The 16,502-nt window shown below is 54.7% G+C and carries 15 protein-coding genes, 3 tRNA genes and 1 other annotated feature; of the genes, 13 read left to right on the forward strand and 5 right to left on the reverse strand.

Going from position 1 to position 16,502, the window contains the following annotated elements; genetic code table 11:
• The first annotated feature begins 19 nt into the window (after positions 1–19).
• From rpsK to rpsI, 7 genes are all read left to right on the forward strand, one after another.
• On the forward strand, positions 20–427 hold the full coding sequence (gene rpsK / locus H5T67_10050; GenBank protein MBC7245656.1) for a 30S ribosomal protein S11: 408 nt from the start codon (positions 20–22) through the stop codon (positions 425–427).
• Positions 428–487: 60 nt separating this feature from the next.
• Positions 488–1,123 carry a 30S ribosomal protein S4 gene (rpsD, locus tag H5T67_10055; GenBank protein ID MBC7245657.1) on the forward strand — a complete coding sequence of 212 codons (636 nt, stop codon included), beginning with the start codon at positions 488–490 and terminating at the stop codon, positions 1,121–1,123.
• 94 nt (positions 1,124–1,217) lie between these two features.
• The gene (locus H5T67_10060; protein MBC7245658.1) at positions 1,218–2,225 is read left to right on the forward strand and encodes a DNA-directed RNA polymerase subunit alpha; all 1,008 of its coding nucleotides are present in this window, start codon (positions 1,218–1,220) and stop codon (positions 2,223–2,225) included.
• A 62-nt stretch (positions 2,226–2,287) separates the two neighbouring features.
• Positions 2,288–2,629 (forward strand): 50S ribosomal protein L17, encoded by a 342-nt coding sequence (rplQ, locus tag H5T67_10065; GenBank protein ID MBC7245659.1) that lies wholly within the window; start codon positions 2,288–2,290, stop codon positions 2,627–2,629.
• Positions 2,626–3,426: a tRNA pseudouridine(38-40) synthase TruA gene (gene truA, locus H5T67_10070; GenBank protein ID MBC7245660.1), complete on the forward strand. Its 801-nt coding sequence runs from the start codon at positions 2,626–2,628 to the stop codon at positions 3,424–3,426. Before rplQ ends, truA begins: the two co-directional genes overlap by 4 nt.
• 63 nt (positions 3,427–3,489) lie before the next feature.
• Positions 3,490–3,918, forward strand: a complete 429-nt coding sequence (gene rplM, locus H5T67_10075; GenBank protein MBC7245661.1) for a 50S ribosomal protein L13 — start codon at positions 3,490–3,492, stop codon at positions 3,916–3,918.
• 119 nt (positions 3,919–4,037) lie between these two features.
• Complete coding sequence (rpsI, locus tag H5T67_10080; GenBank protein MBC7245662.1) at positions 4,038–4,430, forward strand: 30S ribosomal protein S9; 393 nt, start codon at positions 4,038–4,040, stop codon at positions 4,428–4,430.
• A gap of 238 nt (positions 4,431–4,668) precedes the next feature.
• Here rpsI and H5T67_10085 read toward each other — a convergent pair whose 3' ends face one another.
• The 3 genes from H5T67_10085 to argF form a co-directional block, all read right to left on the reverse strand.
• The gene (locus H5T67_10085; protein ID MBC7245663.1) at positions 4,669–5,904 is read right to left on the reverse strand and encodes a hypothetical protein; all 1,236 of its coding nucleotides are present in this window, start codon (positions 5,902–5,904) and stop codon (positions 4,669–4,671) included.
• Positions 5,901–6,755 carry a TIGR00159 family protein gene (locus tag H5T67_10090; protein MBC7245664.1) on the reverse strand — a complete coding sequence of 285 codons (855 nt, stop codon included), beginning with the start codon at positions 6,753–6,755 and terminating at the stop codon, positions 5,901–5,903. Before H5T67_10090 ends, H5T67_10085 begins: the two co-directional genes overlap by 4 nt.
• 67 nt (positions 6,756–6,822) lie before the next feature.
• Positions 6,823–7,749, reverse strand: a complete 927-nt coding sequence (gene argF, locus H5T67_10095; GenBank protein MBC7245665.1) for an ornithine carbamoyltransferase — start codon at positions 7,747–7,749, stop codon at positions 6,823–6,825.
• 263 nt (positions 7,750–8,012) lie between these two features.
• Positions 8,013–8,260: a binding site (T-box leader), on the forward strand.
• 40 nt (positions 8,261–8,300) lie between these two features.
• Between argF and serS the strand changes: the two genes are divergently transcribed.
• The 4 genes from serS to H5T67_10115 all read left to right on the forward strand — a co-directional run bounded on the left by serS (position 8,301) and on the right by H5T67_10115 (position 10,002).
• Complete coding sequence (gene serS, locus H5T67_10100; protein ID MBC7245666.1) at positions 8,301–9,569, forward strand: serine--tRNA ligase; 1,269 nt, start codon at positions 8,301–8,303, stop codon at positions 9,567–9,569.
• Between the two features lie 103 nt (positions 9,570–9,672).
• Positions 9,673–9,758, forward strand: a tRNA-Ser gene (locus H5T67_10105).
• A 23-nt stretch (positions 9,759–9,781) separates the two neighbouring features.
• Positions 9,782–9,873 (forward strand) — tRNA-Ser (locus H5T67_10110).
• A gap of 53 nt (positions 9,874–9,926) precedes the next feature.
• Positions 9,927–10,002, forward strand: a tRNA-Arg gene (locus tag H5T67_10115).
• Positions 10,003–10,618: 616 nt separating this feature from the next.
• Here the strand turns inward: H5T67_10115 and H5T67_10120 are convergent.
• On the reverse strand, positions 10,619–11,119 hold the full coding sequence (locus tag H5T67_10120; protein MBC7245667.1) for a rubrerythrin family protein: 501 nt from the start codon (positions 11,117–11,119) through the stop codon (positions 10,619–10,621).
• A gap of 455 nt (positions 11,120–11,574) precedes the next feature.
• On the opposite strand from H5T67_10120, the gene H5T67_10125 reads away from it, so the two are divergent.
• Both H5T67_10125 and H5T67_10130 read left to right on the forward strand, forming a co-directional pair.
• Entirely contained in the window at positions 11,575–13,416 is a 1,842-nt protein-coding gene (locus tag H5T67_10125) for a DNRLRE domain-containing protein (protein MBC7245668.1), read from the forward strand.
• A gap of 132 nt (positions 13,417–13,548) precedes the next feature.
• The gene (locus tag H5T67_10130) at positions 13,549–15,300 is read left to right on the forward strand and encodes a DNRLRE domain-containing protein (GenBank protein ID MBC7245669.1); all 1,752 of its coding nucleotides are present in this window, start codon (positions 13,549–13,551) and stop codon (positions 15,298–15,300) included.
• A gap of 114 nt (positions 15,301–15,414) precedes the next feature.
• Here the strand turns inward: H5T67_10130 and H5T67_10135 are convergent, their stop codons facing one another.
• Entirely contained in the window at positions 15,415–16,356 is a 942-nt protein-coding gene (locus H5T67_10135) for a DUF1028 domain-containing protein (GenBank protein ID MBC7245670.1), read from the reverse strand.
• Between the last annotated feature and the right edge of the window lie 146 nt (positions 16,357–16,502).

A 16,502-nucleotide genomic window follows, 5' to 3' on the forward strand; every position in this document is an offset into this window, starting at 1 on the left:
GTAATGAGTTGGAGGTAAGATGCCAGAGGCAAAACGGGCTGCAAGACGATCTGGACGGCGACGCGAGCGTCGTGTGACGCCGCATGCTCGGGCCTATATCCAAGCGACGTTCAACAATACCATCATTACATTTACCGATCCTGATGGAAATGTCATACTCTGGGGAAGCCCCGGGTCACTTGATCCCCCATTCAAGGGTTCTCGCCGCAGTACTCCCTACGCTGCCCAGATTGCAGCGCAAACCACCGCCAAAAAGGCGATGGATCAGGGGGTGCGGGAGGTAGACATCTATGTCAAGGGACCTGGACCAGGACGGGAAGCAGCAATACGTTCTATCCAAGCAGTGGGCTTGAAGGTGCGCTCCATCACGGATATCACACCTATCCCACATAATGGCTGCCGTCCACCGAAGAAACGTCGCATCTAGCGTGACGAATGCACGGACAGTTGGTCATCTAGATTTGGTCATTGGGATTTTGGAGGGTTAATGGCAAGGTATATTGAGGCAAAGTGCAAATTGTGTCGGCGAGAAGGCGAAAAACTCTTCCTAAAAGGAGAGCGTTGCTATTCTCCGAAATGCGCCTTCGAGCGTCGTGCCTACGTTCCAGGCATGCATGGGCGGAAGCGTATCTTTCGCCGTAAGGCTTCCGACTATGGTTTGCAACTCAGGGAGAAGCAGAAAGCTCGCCGTATCTATGGCATTTTGGAGCGTCAGTTCCGCAGGTATTTTGAAGCCGCGCTCAAGCACAAAGGAATGACGGGTGCTAACCTGTTGCAGACGCTAGAGCGACGCCTGGACAATGTAGTGTATCGCTTAGGGTTTGCTACTTCACGGGATCAGGCACGTCAACTGATTTTGCATGGCCACTTTGAACTGAACAACAAAAAAGTTCGCGTGCCTTCTTTGCTGGTGAAACCCAACGATATCATTGCCGTGTCTGAACCTAGCCGCAAGAAGCCGTATTTCAAGGATTTATCCAAGTCACTGGAACATATCACGACGCCAGAATGGCTTGCGCTTGATTCTGCCGAGCTGAAAGGGCGCGTGTTAACGCTACCCTCACGGGAGCAGATAGATGTACCGATTCAGGAACAGTTGATTGTGGAGTACTATTCCCGGTAGGAACGGGGCATAAGCGGGAGGTTGCCTATTATGCATCGCTTTACGCGCCCCACTTTGCCCGCTATTGCCTGTTACTCAATTGGAGGGTGTGCCATTGCTAAAATTTGTTTTGCCCAAAATTGAATGTGAAGCAACGACAAAGAGCTATGGTCGGTTCATCATCAGCCCACTAGAGACGGGCTATGGCGTGACCATTGGCAATGCTTTGCGCCGAGTGCTTCTTTCCTCTTTGTCTGGAGCGGCGGTGACCTCTTTGCGTGTCAGTGGCGTATATCATGAGTTCTCGGACATTCCCGGCGCCAAAGAGGATATGACGACGCTCATTCTGAACGTAAAGAAACTGCGTCTGCGCTGCTATTCCGGAGAACCGGTGCGCATGCTGCTCAGTGCAAAGGGCAAATCGGAGCTAACTGCTGCCGATATCGAGGCACCGCCGGATGTGGAGATCATTAACCCAGAACTGCACCTCTTGACACTCGATTCTTCCGACTCAGAACTGGATATCGAGTTCATTGTGGAGCGGGGCAGGGGTTATTCTCCCGCAGAGGAAAGAGGCAAGTTGCCCATCGGGCAAATCCCTGTAGACGCTATTTTCAGCCCGATTCTGAAGACTAGTTTCTCTGTCGAACGTACTAGGGTGGGCCAGGTGACCGATTATGATCGCTTGATCTTCGAGATCTGGACGGATGGAACCATCCGTCCAGCAGAGGCATTGAGTACGGCGGCACAGATCCTAGTACGGCACATGAACGTCATTGCGGCTTTCAGAGAAGTGCCGCTCGAGGAAATGAAAGAGCCTGAACCGTCGTCCGTGCGCATTCCCAGCCAGATTTACGAAACGCCAATCGAAACACTGGGACTGTCCATGCGCGCTTATAACTGCCTCAAACGGGCAGGAATCACCAAAGTTGGTGAGGTTTTGGAGAAACTAACTAAAGATAATGCAAGCGAGTTGATGAGCATTCGCAACTTTGGGCAAAAGTCCCTGAAGGAACTGAAAGACAAACTGCGTGAAAAGGGCTATTTGCCCGCAGAAGAGGAAGGCTCTGCTGCCGACCAACTCGATCTGTTGGAAGACTTGGGTGAGGATGAAGATGAGTAGTCTTCGCCCGCACCCGATGATTATTTTGCATTGAAAGGAGGCCCTCCACCATGAGGCATCGTGTGGCAGGCCGACATCTAAGCCGAGATACCGGCACGCGTCGAGCGCTGTTTCGAAATCTGCTCAGCGAGTTGATCCGCCATGAGCGGATTCAAACGACGGAAGCGAGGGCGCGTGCTATCCGGGGTGATGCAGAGAAGATGATAACGTTGGCCAAGCGCGGGGATTTGCATGCCCGGCGGTTGGTCGCGCGCACGATCAGCGACCCAGAACTTGTGAAGAAACTGTTTGATGAGGTCGCTCCGCGTTATGCGGATAGGCCAGGAGGCTACACGCGGTTGATCAAGCTGGGGCCAAGGCAGGGCGATGCCGCCCCTTTGGTCTTGCTGGAATTGGTGAAATGAGCATGAGCGAGGCGCAGGCCATTGAGCCCCCAACCGGGGCCAACGACCAGCGTCACACGCCCAATTCGTATCACCTTATGGCCATTGTCGAATACGATGGCACAGACTACCTTGGGTTTCAAATACAGCGTCGTGGCCGCACGGTTCAGGGTGAGATTGAGCACGCTCTGGCTGTCGTCACGCAACAGCGGACAAGGATTGTTGGCGCGGGTCGTACCGATGCCGGTGTCCATGCCAGAGGTCAGGTGATCCATTTCACTGTCTCATGGGGCCATTCTTTGGCTGATTTGCACCGCGCGCTGAATGCTGTTCTGCCTGCTGATGTGGCGATTGTCGCATTGCGCGAGGCTCCGCCGGGTTTTCATGCCCGCTACGATGCCCGCAGTCGTGAATATGTCTATACCATTTACAATGGTGCCGTACGTTCGCCACTTGCTGCGCGCTATGCCTATCACTTTGGCAGGCCCTTGGATGTGCAAGCCATGGACCATGCCTGTGCTTGCCTAGTAGGTACGCATGACTTTTTGCCCTTTGGCTGGCCGCCGAAGGGAGAGAATAGCGTGCGCACGGTCTATCGCGCCCGTTGCTGGCGAGAAGGCGACTTTGTCTATGTGGAACTCGAAGCCGATGCCTTCCTACGCGCTATGATGCGGCGCATCGTCGGCAATCTGCTGCTAGTGGGGATAGGAGATCTGTCGGTCGAGGGTTTTGCACGTCTCCTTTCGTTGAGACATCGCCGCACGCCCGCAGTCGCGGCGCCAGCACATGGGCTTTGCCTAGTGCGCGTGAACTATTGAACTGATTCAACCGGCTTTTCAAAAGCCTGGTTTCTGAAGGTGGGTTAGGAGGATGTAAGGGAAATGAAGACGTATGCCGTGAAAGCAGGAGAGATCGAGCGACGGTGGTATGTGGTTGATGCCGAGGGCAAGTCCTTGGGGCGTCTGGCCACACAAATCGCCCGCATCCTGCGTGGGAAACATAAACCTGGCTTCACTCCGCATCTGAATGGCGGCGATTACGTGGTCGTGATCAATGCGGATAAAATCCAGGTTACCGGACGGAAACTGGATACGAAGTACTATTATCGCTACTCTGGTCATCTGGGCGGACTGAAGAGCGTGGTCCTGCGAGAGCAGTTGCAAAAGCATCCTGACCGCGTTCTCATTCATGCTGTGCGTGGAATGCTGCCAAAGAACCGTCTGGGTCGTGCGATGATAAAGAAACTGAAGGTGTATGCGGGTGGGCAGCATCCTCATCAAGCCCAACAGCCTGAGTTTTTGGAATTATAACGGGTTGGCTGGTCAAATGTCTCAGGGCACTAGCCGATGCACCATCGGCGCTGCCTGACCATTTGGGTCAGGAGGCCCAAGAGGACCAGAGGATTACCTGATTAAGGGAGCACAGTGGAATGTCAAGCAAATATTACTATGGTACCGGAAGACGAAAGAGTGCAGTGGCTCGCGTGCGTCTCTATCCTGGCACGGGTGACATCATTATCAACGAGAAGCCTGCCGATCAGTACTTTTCCCGCGAAGCGGACCGCCTTCTGATCCGCGCTCCCCTGCGCGCTACGAACATGCTGGGGCAATTCAATGTCGTCGTGAAAGTGGAGGGCGGAGGCGTCTCTGGACAGGCAGGTGCGGTGTGCCATGGCATTGCGCGTGCGTTGCAGGCAGCGGACCCAGAGCTGCGCCCGACGCTACGCCAACAAGGCTTTCTTACCCGAGACCCACGTGCTAAGGAGCGCAAAAAGCCTGGCTTAAAGCGAGCGCGCAAGGCCCCGCAGTACACCAAGCGTTAAATTACCTTACAAACTGAATGTCTTGGATCAAAAACCCGGTGGGTTCTGCCTACCGGGTTTTTGTATGGGTTGGTGTGCAGGAATGCTATCCTCTTCCAGAATGCAGGACGCTAGGACTTCAGATCGTCATTGCGAGCGGCCGCAGGCGGCGAAAAATCCCTGGCTAAGAGCGATAAACCCCAACATAGCTTCTCACATCCAGCCAGGAAATGCGTTGTTCCCCAGATGTTCGTTATGGCTACTCAATCGTCACTTCTACAATATCTGGAACAATGCTCTTGACTTCCAGTCCAAACCCTACTGGCAGGATGACTTTCGGAGTGACCTTATGCGTGCCCTTGCTCAGGCCAAAGAGATCTAGGACAACTTGCACGTCCTCTGGCTTTAATTCTTGCAGGGCTGGCAGCGGTCCGGAGAGGATCACGTCCACTGCTGTCGGTGAAGCGATGGCCTGTAACCCTATGCGGAGGTTTTGCAAGGTAAGCTCAGCATGGATGGTCTGTCCGCCCATCAGGGGCTGGATGCTGATTTGCACCAGGATTCCTTCTTTGCCTGCACCCTCCCCAAGCACCAGGATCCCCTCGGGCAAGGCCAGCGCAACACGCTGGATGACATCCTGTTTAGCCCCGTCCACATCAATGGGTTGCGTGTCCAGGTAACCGGGTAGATCTTCGATCACTGTCGGCTGGCCGTAGACAGTAACCAGCGCGGGTTCAACGCGGATGTTGCTAATCCAATAGCCTGGCGCCGGCGAACCTTTCATCAGTGCTCTAACCGTTACATCGCGATAGCCTACTTGACGTTCTATGACCACTTTCACTGTTACCGTCGCTGGTGACACCGACAATCCCGCGATGCGATTCCCCATTCCATCCACTAAGTTAGGAGCTTCTTGCTTGAGTATTGTCTCCCGTGCATTTTTGAGGCTTACTTCGATGACCGCTTCAGTCACCTGAGCGACCAAGTTCTTGGGGCCAGTGAGCGTAACTTGTTCAGGCGTCACCTCCGGCAAGCGTGAAATGTAACCAAGTGGCACGCTCTCTTCATCTAACACCTTCACCTTGACGCGTACCTTGCGCGTTTCCATCTCCTGCAAGTTTATGGTGATGCGTGAGGGTTCGACCGCGAGGATTACCACACTCTTCTCCAGTGGTTTGACGACCACTGGCACTTCATGTTGCCCGGCCTCCAAGTCCTGCAAATCAGCCGTGGCTTCGAAGTTCTCCGGCTGTAGTTTGTCCCAGGTACTGGCAAAGGCACGTATTTTGACCTTTGCCTCGGTTACTACTGGGCCAGTAATTGTCAGTTCCGGACGCAGATTGATGATCTTAATAGGGATGGCTTGCGGAAAAAAGTCCGTGCGCGGTGGAGCTTTCTCGTACACCGCAACTACCCAGACTACCAACCCTAGGAACAGCGCTAGGAGTGCTGAACTGAAATTCGAGAGTAGGACACGCCACACTTTCCCGTTCACAGCTTCAACTCCTTGACCTCTTTCGAGTCGGATCGTTCGCGCCCTCGCAGGCGTATCCAGGAAGATAGGTCAATTTGCAGATAGGGGCGATATAGCCTTTGTAGGATGTTGCGCAGGCGGGTCTCATCCAGGTAGCGAACCATGCGCCCATTATGTGCTACGGAAATCGTGCCTGTTTCCTCAGAGACGATGACGGCGATGGCATCGGTCTGTTCACTGATGCCCAGCGCCGCGCGATGCCGTGTGCCTAGGTAATGATCTGCCAAGGTGCTGTTGGAAAGAGGCAGGACCACGGCTGCTGCCACGATTTCATCTTCACGAATGATCACGGCCCCGTCATGTAGCGGAGTATTCGGGTAGAAGATGGTCAACAAGAGTTCGCTCGATACTTGGGCTTTAATCTCTACGCCTGTATCTGCATGATCCTGCAAGCCAGTATTGCGTTCCAGGACGATGATGGCTCCATAGCGGGATTCAGACAACAGACGGCAGGCCCGCGCAACCTGGCTAATGGTTCGGTTTACAGCAGCCTCGCGCATGGGACGGTCAATCAACCCTCCCGCCCGTCCCAGGCGTTCCAATGCTCGGCGCAGCTCGGGTTGGAAGATGACTGGGATGGCCACCAATAAAGCCGGAATGGCGTTGCCGAGCAACCAGCTAAAGGCAGTCAGCCGCAGCACGTTGCTGAGCAGCACGGCCAGGAAGATGAAGATAATCACTCCGCGCAGGAGTTGAATGGCCTGCGTGCCCCTAAAGAGTTGCAGCACAGCGAAGAAGATGCTGGACACTAGCAAAATGTCAATGACATCGCTGAAACTGATGTGTGAAAAGACCCAAAGGATATCCGACACGTGTTTCCCCTTGTCTCACCCAACCAAAACCCAGCACGAATAATCTCTCTGTGCTGATTTTCTTCCTCTACTTGTTCGCTAGTAACACTGCCAGCAATCCTTTTTGAGCATGCAGGCGATTCTCGGCCTGGTCAAAAAGCACAGAGTTGGGGCCATCAGCCACCTCATCGGTGATCTCTTCCCCCCTATGTGCTGGCAAGCAATGCATGACGATCACATCTGGCTTGGCCTTGGCTACCAAAGCAGCGTTTACTTGATAAGGCGGAAACACTCTGCGCCGCCGCTCCTGCTCTGCCTCCTGACCCATGCTTGTCCAGACATCGGTGTAGATGACATCGGCATTGTGCACTGCAGCCTGTGGATCATTCCCGACCTCCACGTTGCTTCCGCTCTCCTTAGCGAAGCGAAGAGCCAGTTCTAGTACCTCACTCGCGGGTTCATAGCCCGGGGGTGTGGCTACAGCAATCTCCATCCCGAGCTTGGTGCCGCCAAAGAGCAGAGAAGTCAACACGTTGTTGCCATCTCCCACCCAAGCCAGTTTCAGTCCGTGCAATCCGCCCTTCTTCTCCAGGATGGTGAAGAAATCTGACAGCCCCTGGCAGGGATGGCTGTAATCGGAGAGTCCATTGATCACGGGAACACGGGAATAAGCCGCCAGCATCTCCACGTCTTTATGGGCAAAGACCCGTGCCATAATGCAATCCACATAACGACTCAATACGCGGGCTACATCAGCGACGCTTTCGCGCTTGCCAAGCTGGATTTCCTCCGGCGATAAGTACAATGCCTCCCCACCGAGTTGCAGCATCCCGACTTCGAAGGAAACCCGTGTGCGCAAGGAGGGCTTTTGAAAGATCATGCCCAGGGTCTTGCCCATCAGAATAGGCTGATTGCCTCCCGCTTGCCATTCCTCTTTCAGTTCCTGGGCCACGTTCAGGATATGCCAAATTTCTTCGGCAGAGAGATCAGCCAGGCTCAGTAGGTCTTTCTTCATCGAAGTACCTCCTTGTTGTATTTGCGGTTGAATTATAGCACAAGAAGCCGTAATGAGCCAATCAGACAGACGTCAAATAGCCCCCTAAAAGTTCCAGAGTTGCTATACGAGCCTTTTTCTCTAACCGCCAAGTGGCCGTAATTGCGGCTTTTCTAAGAGAGTCCATTCCCTGGCTGAAGGCGAAAAATCCTTAAGGAATTGGCCTTTCCACACAGTAACGCACTGCATTTGACAACATGCATCTCCCATGCTACAATGATACTGTACTGGCTGTGATGGAGGCAAGTAGGCACTGCTTCGGCCCAGCAGAGAGCCGCCGCTGGTGGAAAGGTGGCGGGCAACAGCGCTGAAATCCACTCCGGAGCCGCGGGCGAAAACAGAGCTTTGAGCGTGCGGCACAAAGCATCTGGTTAAGCCATGCCGGGTTGCTCCCGTTAACGAGCCCAGAGGCTTTGGAGCATGGCTCCAAAGCGAAGAAAGGTGGCACCACGAATGCCCCCTCGTCCTTTCAGGGCAGGGGGCATTTCTATTCTCATACTGGGAGGTGCATGATGATTGACCTGAAACTCATCCGTGAGAGGCCCGACTATGTGCGCCAGGCGATTGCGACATTGCAACTCAGCGCACCTATTGATGAGATCCTGGATTTGGACGAGCAGCGCCGCAACCTGCTCAGCCAGGTAGAGGCTTTGCGTGCCCGTCGCAACGAAGTCTCCAAGGAAATTGGTCGCTTGCGTGGTGCTCCCGAAGCCGAAGCGCTTAAGGAAGAAATGCGCCAAGTCGGAGAGCAGATCAAGGCTCTGGACGAGCGGGTAAAAACGATCGAGGAACAACTTAGGCAGGCATTGCTCGAGGTGCCCAACCTGCCTCATGAGAGCGTGCCTGTGGGCAAAGACGAAAGCGAAAACGTCATTGTGCGCACCGAGGGTGAGCCGCGGCATTTTGATTTTCAACCGCTGACCCATTGGGACCTAGGCCCAACCCTGGACATTATTGATTTCGAACGCGGAGTCAAGATGTCGGGCTCCCGTTTCTACATCCTCAAAGGATTGGGCGCGCGGTTGCAACGCGCTTTGATCGCCTGGATGCTTGACCTGCATGTTCAGCAGCATGGCTATACCGAGATCTATCCCCCATTCATGGTGCGCGAAGAGTGTCTGTGGGTGGATGGCAAGCTGCCCAAGTTCCGCGACAATGTGTACCACGATGCAGAGGAGGATTTCTGCTGGATCGGCACCGCCGAGACGCCGCTGACCAATCTGCATCGCGACGAGATTTTGCCAGTTGAGAAGCTGCCCTTGAATTACGTGGCCTATTCGGCTTGTTTCCGCCGCGAAAAGATGAGCGCTGGGCGGGATGTGCGCGGCATCAAGCGCGGGCATCAGTTCGACAAAGTGGAGATGTACAAATTCACCACGCCAGAAACCAGTTATGATGAACTGGAGAAAATGGTCGAACACGCCGAGGATGTCGCGCGCCTGCTGGGCATCCCCCATCGCGTGGTGCTGATGTGCACCGGAGATTTGGGGTTTGTCGCTGCCAAGAAGTACGATGTCGAGATGTGGGCACCAGGTTGTCAGGAATGGCTGGAGGTATCGAGCATTTCCAACTGCGAGGATTTCCAGGCGCGCCGTGGCAACATCCGCTTCCGCCGCGAGCGTGGTGCCAAGCCAGAGTACGTACACACGCTCAATGGCTCCGGGCTGGGCTTGCCGCGCACGCTCATCGCGGTCATGGAGAACTATCAGCAAGCCGATGGCAGCATCGTCGTTCCCGAGGTGCTGCGCCCGTACATGGGCGGCGTAGAGGTCATCCGCTGAGCCAATCAGGAAGAAACCAGTTTTCTCCCTCATGTACTGCGTTTGACTTTCGCAGCGCTCTGCGCTATACTAGAAACACAACGAAATCCTTCATCGCTCTATTGGAGGGATGGCAGAGTGGACTATTGCGGCGGTCTTGAAAACCGTTGTGGGCTTGTCCCACCGGGGGTTCGAATCCCTCTCCCTCCGCAGTTGAAGCGGTTGTGCCTGCTGGGGAGATGCCAGAGTGGACGATCGGAGCCGCCTGCTAAGCGGTTGAGGGGGTTAGAAACCTCCTCCCTGGGTTCGAATCCCAGTCTCCCCGCCTGAAAAAGCCGATCAGCAGCGGCTCCGACGCCGCTAGGTCATATATAACATGCCCCCGTAGCTCAGGGGATAGAGCGCAGCGCTGCGGACGCTGAGGTCACAGGTTCGAGTCCTGCCGGGGGTGCCAGATCAAATCCCGCCTCGACACGAGGCGGGATTTGGCTTTTCCGACGTTGGTCGTGGACAAGAAGCAGTGTCAGCTATTTGTCTGCTCTCTTTCAGGAAAAAGGGCGCGCGTTCGTGTATATTTTTGGATGAGAAATGGACAAAAGCAATCGCCGGATAGGCAACGGGAAGGAGCGCTTGAGCGCTGCACTTGTAGCGAGGAGGTGGACAATGTTCTGGTGGTTCAGACCTTGGCGAAGACGTTTCTGGCGGCCATATCCTTATCATCGCCCTGTGGGCTGTTGGCCTTGCGGATGCTTGTGGTTTGTGATGGTGCTTATCCTGCTCTTGATGGTTTGGGCATTCTTCGTGGCCTGTACGCGCATGTATTGACGAGGGCATAGCGAGGGAGCGGACTGCCTGTTTCGACCAAACCAACCGCAAGATTTGTGGAGGGAGACGTGGATTGCCACAACTCCCTCCGCTTTTGTGCAAAAGAATTTTCAGGGGTGGTTTCCGGTTTTATTTGGTGTTCGCAATATGCGCTGTATGGCTTATGGGCAGGGAAAAAACCTCCAGTGCGCATGCAGCGCTAAAGCGCTCACTGCGAACTCTTCAGCATCCTTTTGTAGCGCAGTTCAGGATACCTCGAAGAAGCGCTCTTTCTTTGCGCCGCAGACAGGGCATTTGTCCGGCGCCTCGCCGCTGACTGTATAGCCGCATACATCGCAGACAAAGATGGGCGCCTTGGGTAGGTCCTTGCCTGCCTTGAGCGTCTCTAGAGCCTGCGAGTACAGGTTGTAGTGGACTTTTTCTACTTCCATAGCGTACTTGAAGCTGTTTGCTGCGGCTTTATTGCCTTCCTTCTCCGCCTCGGCCAGGTATGGAGGGTACATCTCCTTGAATTCAAACCCCTCGCCATCAATAGCAGCCTGCAAGTTCTCGGCTGTAGACTTGATGCCACCCATCACACGCAAATGCGCATGAGCGTGGACGGTCTCTGCCTCGGCTGCGGCTCGGAAAAGTTTGGCAATTTGAGGATACCCTTCCGCCTCTGCCTTCTTCGCGAAAGCCAGGTACTTTCGATTCGCCTGACTCTCCCCTGCAAATGCTGCTTTCAGATTGTCCAATGTAGCCATACTCCAATTCTCCTTTGGTGTTATCTATGAGTTTTCACTGGTGCAAGCATGGCCATTGCTGGAACCTGACACAATGCATGTGGCTCTGTTCCTCTCGCATCAGGCGCTGCTCAATTGTAATTATAATATAAGCATGACAAAGCAGCCCAATCGCCATTCTCCACTGATTCCAAAAGCAATTAGATTTTACCAGAGCGTATTCTTTGTAAACTTTGCAATTTGGGTAGTCGCTATACCCTCTCTCTGAGTATAGTTCAGCTTCGGGGGCGAACATGGCCTACGCATATGGACACGAATAAACGAAGGCTCAACAACTTGCCCCCAAGTTGAACTACACCTCCTCTCTCCTTCTGAATTGACAGAGCCTGGTTTTAATATATAATATGAGTAAGCCCGCTGCTCTGCTCATCCAGACAGGCCTGTAGTGGTAGGCTATAACGCTCAAGGAGACTATGATGAGTAATAAAACTGTTTTTTGCATTCGGCTTGCTTTCATCGCGCTTTGTCTCTTGACAGGCCTATTGGTCGAGCAACAAAGAATGCCCAGCAAAGCTGACCCCATTTGGAAGGACTCTGCTTCCCTGATAGCCAATGCACACATGGGTCAAAATCCTGCTAATCCCGCGACGGTGAATGGGCTCTGGTTGCCTTGTGAAGGAACCCCAGAACCAGGTGCAAGCCTGCTGGTTTTTCAACAGGGCATGGATGGCTATGCCGGGGCTGAGGACACAACGCTCGCCCGATATGAAGGGAATCTCTCCGATAAATGGTTCCTGCGCGTTGGCTACAAAAACCAGAACAGCGCCTTGATCCGCTTCGATGTATCGAGCATTCCGCCTGGCTCGCGGGTCATTTGCGCTGCCCTGTCATTATACGCGGAGATGTGGGGCGGGCCGCCATTCGAACTGGCTGTTGGAGCCTATTACGTGAAGCGTGACTGGGTCGCCTCCGAGGCTACTTGGCATTTGTCCTCCGCTCAGACTCCCTGGCAAGTGGGGGGATGCAACGGGAGTAACGATCGTGCACAAGTACCCGCATCGGTCATCACCATCAAGAACATCCGTACATGGTATCATTTTGACTTGACGCAGGTGGTAGATGGCTGGGTGAATGGCTCTTTGCCAAACTATGGCGTATCCCTGCAGCCTATGGATGCGCTCGATTTGGATTTGATCTGGTTTGCTGCTTCGGACGATGTGGACACCTTTGGCTCGATTGCGAATCGCCCCAAATTGATCGTGCTGTACGTTCCGCCACCCACTCCTACTCCCACGCCGACGTTCACATCAACCGCGACGCCCACAAGCACTCCTACGGAAACAGCTATCCCAACCGATACGGCCACGCCGATAGTCCTGCCTACAGAAACGGCCACGCCTACCCTGCCTGTTGTGCCCACAGAGACGGCCACACCAACCCTGCCTGTCGGGCCCACAGAGACGCCTACCCTGCCTATCGAGCCCACAGAGACGGCCACGCCCACTCTACCGGTTGCACCTACAGAGCCCCCCACGCCTTCGCCGACAGCTACGCCTATCACCCCTGTCGCGCCCACCGAGACCCCCATGCCCACGCCAACCACGACACTGGTTGCGCCTACCAGCACACCTATGCCTGCTCCATACCGTCTTTTTATTCCCGTGCTATGGAGAAACTATTCTATGCGCTGTGTAGCATGGGGCTATAGCTTTGCTGAGGAGTTCAATGACCCTACGCTCAGCAGTTGGTCAGGGAGTCTGAATGGCGGCCGGCAGGAGGTGAGTGGTGGTGTGCTCCATCAGTGGACACAACCACCCATAGATCGTTTTCCCTTGCTGTGGCACAACCACCTCTTCGAAGGCGCGGGCAGCGATTTTGCTTTTGAGGTTCGTTTTCGCTACTCGAATTTCGCCGCCTATGGTACCACGATTGCCTTGAACTCAGCGCCTGTGGATGGCAATCGAATCATATCGCCACTGCCACTGGCCCCAGGCATGGAAGATGTATTGAATATCCACCATGTTGTGGATACGGCTGGCAATGTGTACCGTTTTGACATCTCCTTATTCAAAGGCCGCCTCACATGGATTGGCGCCCCAGGGGATACGAGTTGGCACGAGGTGCTCATCACTGTGGAGCGCGGAGAGATATATACACTGTACGTGGATGGACGACTGGTCGGCTCCATCCGATCAACGACGCGACCGGCAAGCATATACATTGGCAACCCTACTATTCAAACTTGGCCGGGTGCCTGGACGCAATTGTATGTGGATTACGTACGCATCTCACGCTGCATGAGCTGGGGGCTGGATTAGACGAGGACAAAACCAGGCAAGGCAGTTCCCATCCTGCCAGTGTACAGAGCGTGGGGCTGGCTTGCTGAGGTTCGAGCCGTGGGTATGCCGCGGTTCATTCAGGTATTCTAAAAACCACATCGGAGGACCAACATGAAAACATTTGCTCCCTGGGTGCGTATACCCTTGACCCTCGCTCTCATTTTAACGGGACTGGCAGCCACATTCCTCGTTGAGCAACAGGACCTCCATAGCGAGGCGCAGGCTCATCAAGACATCATGGCCCGCTCCTATAGCGGCCAACATGGCTATCTTGCAGGCGCTCATGCCGGCGTTCCCTGCGCGGGCACTCCAGAGCCTGGCGCAACTTTGATCGTATTGCAACAGGGTGTTGATGGTTACACTGGTGCCGAAGATACGACACTCCATAGAGATTTCCCCGATGACAACTTTGCAGACAAATGGTATCTCCGGGTGGGCATGCGACGTAAAGATAGTGCGTTGATTCGCTTCGATTTGTCGGTCATCCCACCTGGCTCCCGCATCGTTTGCGCGGTGCTGTCGCTGTATGCGGAACGCTGGAGTGGAGCCCCGTTTGAGCTGGATGTTGGTGTTTACAATGTGAAACGCAATTGGATTGCCAATGAGGCTACATGGTCATGGGCCCAAGCCTGGACGCCGTGGGAAGTGGGCGGATGCAATGGCCCTAGTGACCGCGAACAGACGCCAGAGTCAGAAGTAACGGTTACGAACATCTTCACATGGTATGACTTTGACCTGACTCGTGTAGTGGATGGTTGGGTAAATGGCTGGCTGCCCAATTACGGTGTGTCCATACAGGCTGTGGATGAATGGGATAACGACATCCTCTATTTCGACAGTTCGAACGATGTCAATGATTTTGGTTCGATTGAGCACCGCCCCAAGTTTTTCATCCTGTATGTTCCACCGCCCACCCCAACGCCGACGGATACCCCAACGGAGACGCCAACGCCTACTGCCACGCAGACAGCCACAGCTACATCTACGGCAACGCCTACAGAGACTGCCATACCTACCGAAACACCCACTGCTACGTCTACGGCTACTGCAACCGCCTCCCCAACGCACACCAATACGCCTACCTCCACGCCAACTGATACACCAACAGCCACGCCAACGGAAACTGCCACTCCCATAGCGACCCCCACCGCTACAGCTACACCGACGAGTACCCCCACGCCTACCCCACGCCGACTCTACATACCCGTACTATTCAATAACTACTCCCAACGCTGCGCAGAGTGGGGATACACGTTCCGGGAGGAGTTCAACGATCCCGCATTGAATGGCTGGGCCGTCAGCCTGGATGGCGGTCAACAACTAGTAAGCGGGGGCATACTCTACCAATGGACACAACCATTCATAGATCGCTTCCCGCTGCTGTGGCGCAACGATCTCTTTGTGGGGGCAGGCGATGACTTTGCCTTCGAAGCGCGTTTCCGCTATTCGGATTTCACTGCCTATGGCACGACCATTGCTTTGAACTCGACACCCTTTGATGGCAGTCGCGTGCCTTCCTCCGAGTTATTGCCACCGGGCGTTGAGAACATCCTGAACATCCATCATGTGGTGGACCCGGCAGGAAATGTATACCGCTTTGACATCTCGCTGTTCAAGGGAAGTGTGAAGTGGATGGGCACTCCGGGGGACACGAACTGGCACGAGGTGCGCATCACCTTGGAACAAGGGGATCTCTATACCCTGTACGTGGATGGTCTATTGGTTGGCTCAGTTAGGTCAGCGATACGTCCGACGAGCGTATACATCGGCAATCCTACTATCCAGAGATGGCCAGGAGCATGGACGCGGCTGTATGTGGATTACCTGCGTATCTCACGCTGCTTGAGGTGGGGGCTTGAGTAGATAGGTTCTAAAAGGCCTCTGAGGGTTTGCACCCCAGAGGCCTCTGCCTTGTATTAGGGTCGCTAACCGTTCCGCTTCTCTCACTTGGCGCTGGTTTCGCAGGTTGTGCGCAGATCAGCGCTTTGCCTCGTTGAGAATACGGGTTATCACCTGCTCATCTGCGTGCAGCAGACCAGAGGCCGGTAGACGCTGTAGCAGCAGTGTCAGATTCGGGTCACGAGCAAACACCTCGCGGAAGATGGGCAACGCTTCCTCTAAGCAGCCTAAGTCGGCCAAGGTCACGGCGTGCCAGAATGGTAACTCAGGGATGTCAGGTGCCATCTGCGCAGCGAGGCGGTATTCTGCCAGCGCCTCTTCGGTTCGGTTCTCCCCTAGCAGCGCATCGCCCTGGTTCATGTGCTCGTAAGCCCGATGCAGGTTTAGCAACCGCCGCAATTCCACCAAGGGCTCAGGGTGATCTTCCACACGGAGTTCTACGAGCACGCCTGTCCATGGCTCAGGGGTTGGCTCGCCAGCGACGATGAGCAGGGCAGCGCTCTGCTTGCCGCGCACGTCACCACCAGCATTCTGTGCTGCTTCCAGTGCCGTCAGCATACGCTCAGCCAGGTCTCCCTGCGCCTGTCGGAAGGCATGGGACATAGCTGGCCAGACCTGATTATTGGCCATCATATTGGCTTGGACGCTGAACCCCTCACCAACCTCATGTCCAGCCTCCGCGATGCACTGTGTACCCGTGTGTGCCGCCACACGTCCCTGTGCATCCACCATAGCCACCTGGCGCATCTCCCGCCCCTCATCTGCGGATAAGAGTTCAGCTAACGCTTCGGGAGCAGAAAAGCCTCTGCGCATCCTTTCCAGACCCAGAGGGCCGTAACTTACCTGGACCAAGGCCTGAGTGGCCACTGCTCCCACACCTGCTTCTGCCCAACAGACTAGCCTGCCCACAGAAAACCAGTGTGATTGCACCGCTACGCCGAGCTGTCCCGTCTGGGCATCACGGGCGACGATGGAAAACGTATGTGCGAAATCCGAAGGGTAAAAAGCTTTGGTATCCATTGAACCTCCCGCGTGATGTTTTTCTCTAGACTCCGATTTTTCCACCCGGCTTTATCCATTAGGGCGGCTAGAGAAGTCGCCATACTAGTGTATTCCAAAACCATCCTACGGATTGGTTGATGCCAAAGGAATTTCGGCGATGATTT

This window comes from Chloroflexota bacterium, from assembly GCA_014360905.1.
Taxonomy (GTDB): domain Bacteria; phylum Chloroflexota; class Anaerolineae; order UBA2200; family UBA2200; genus JACIWX01.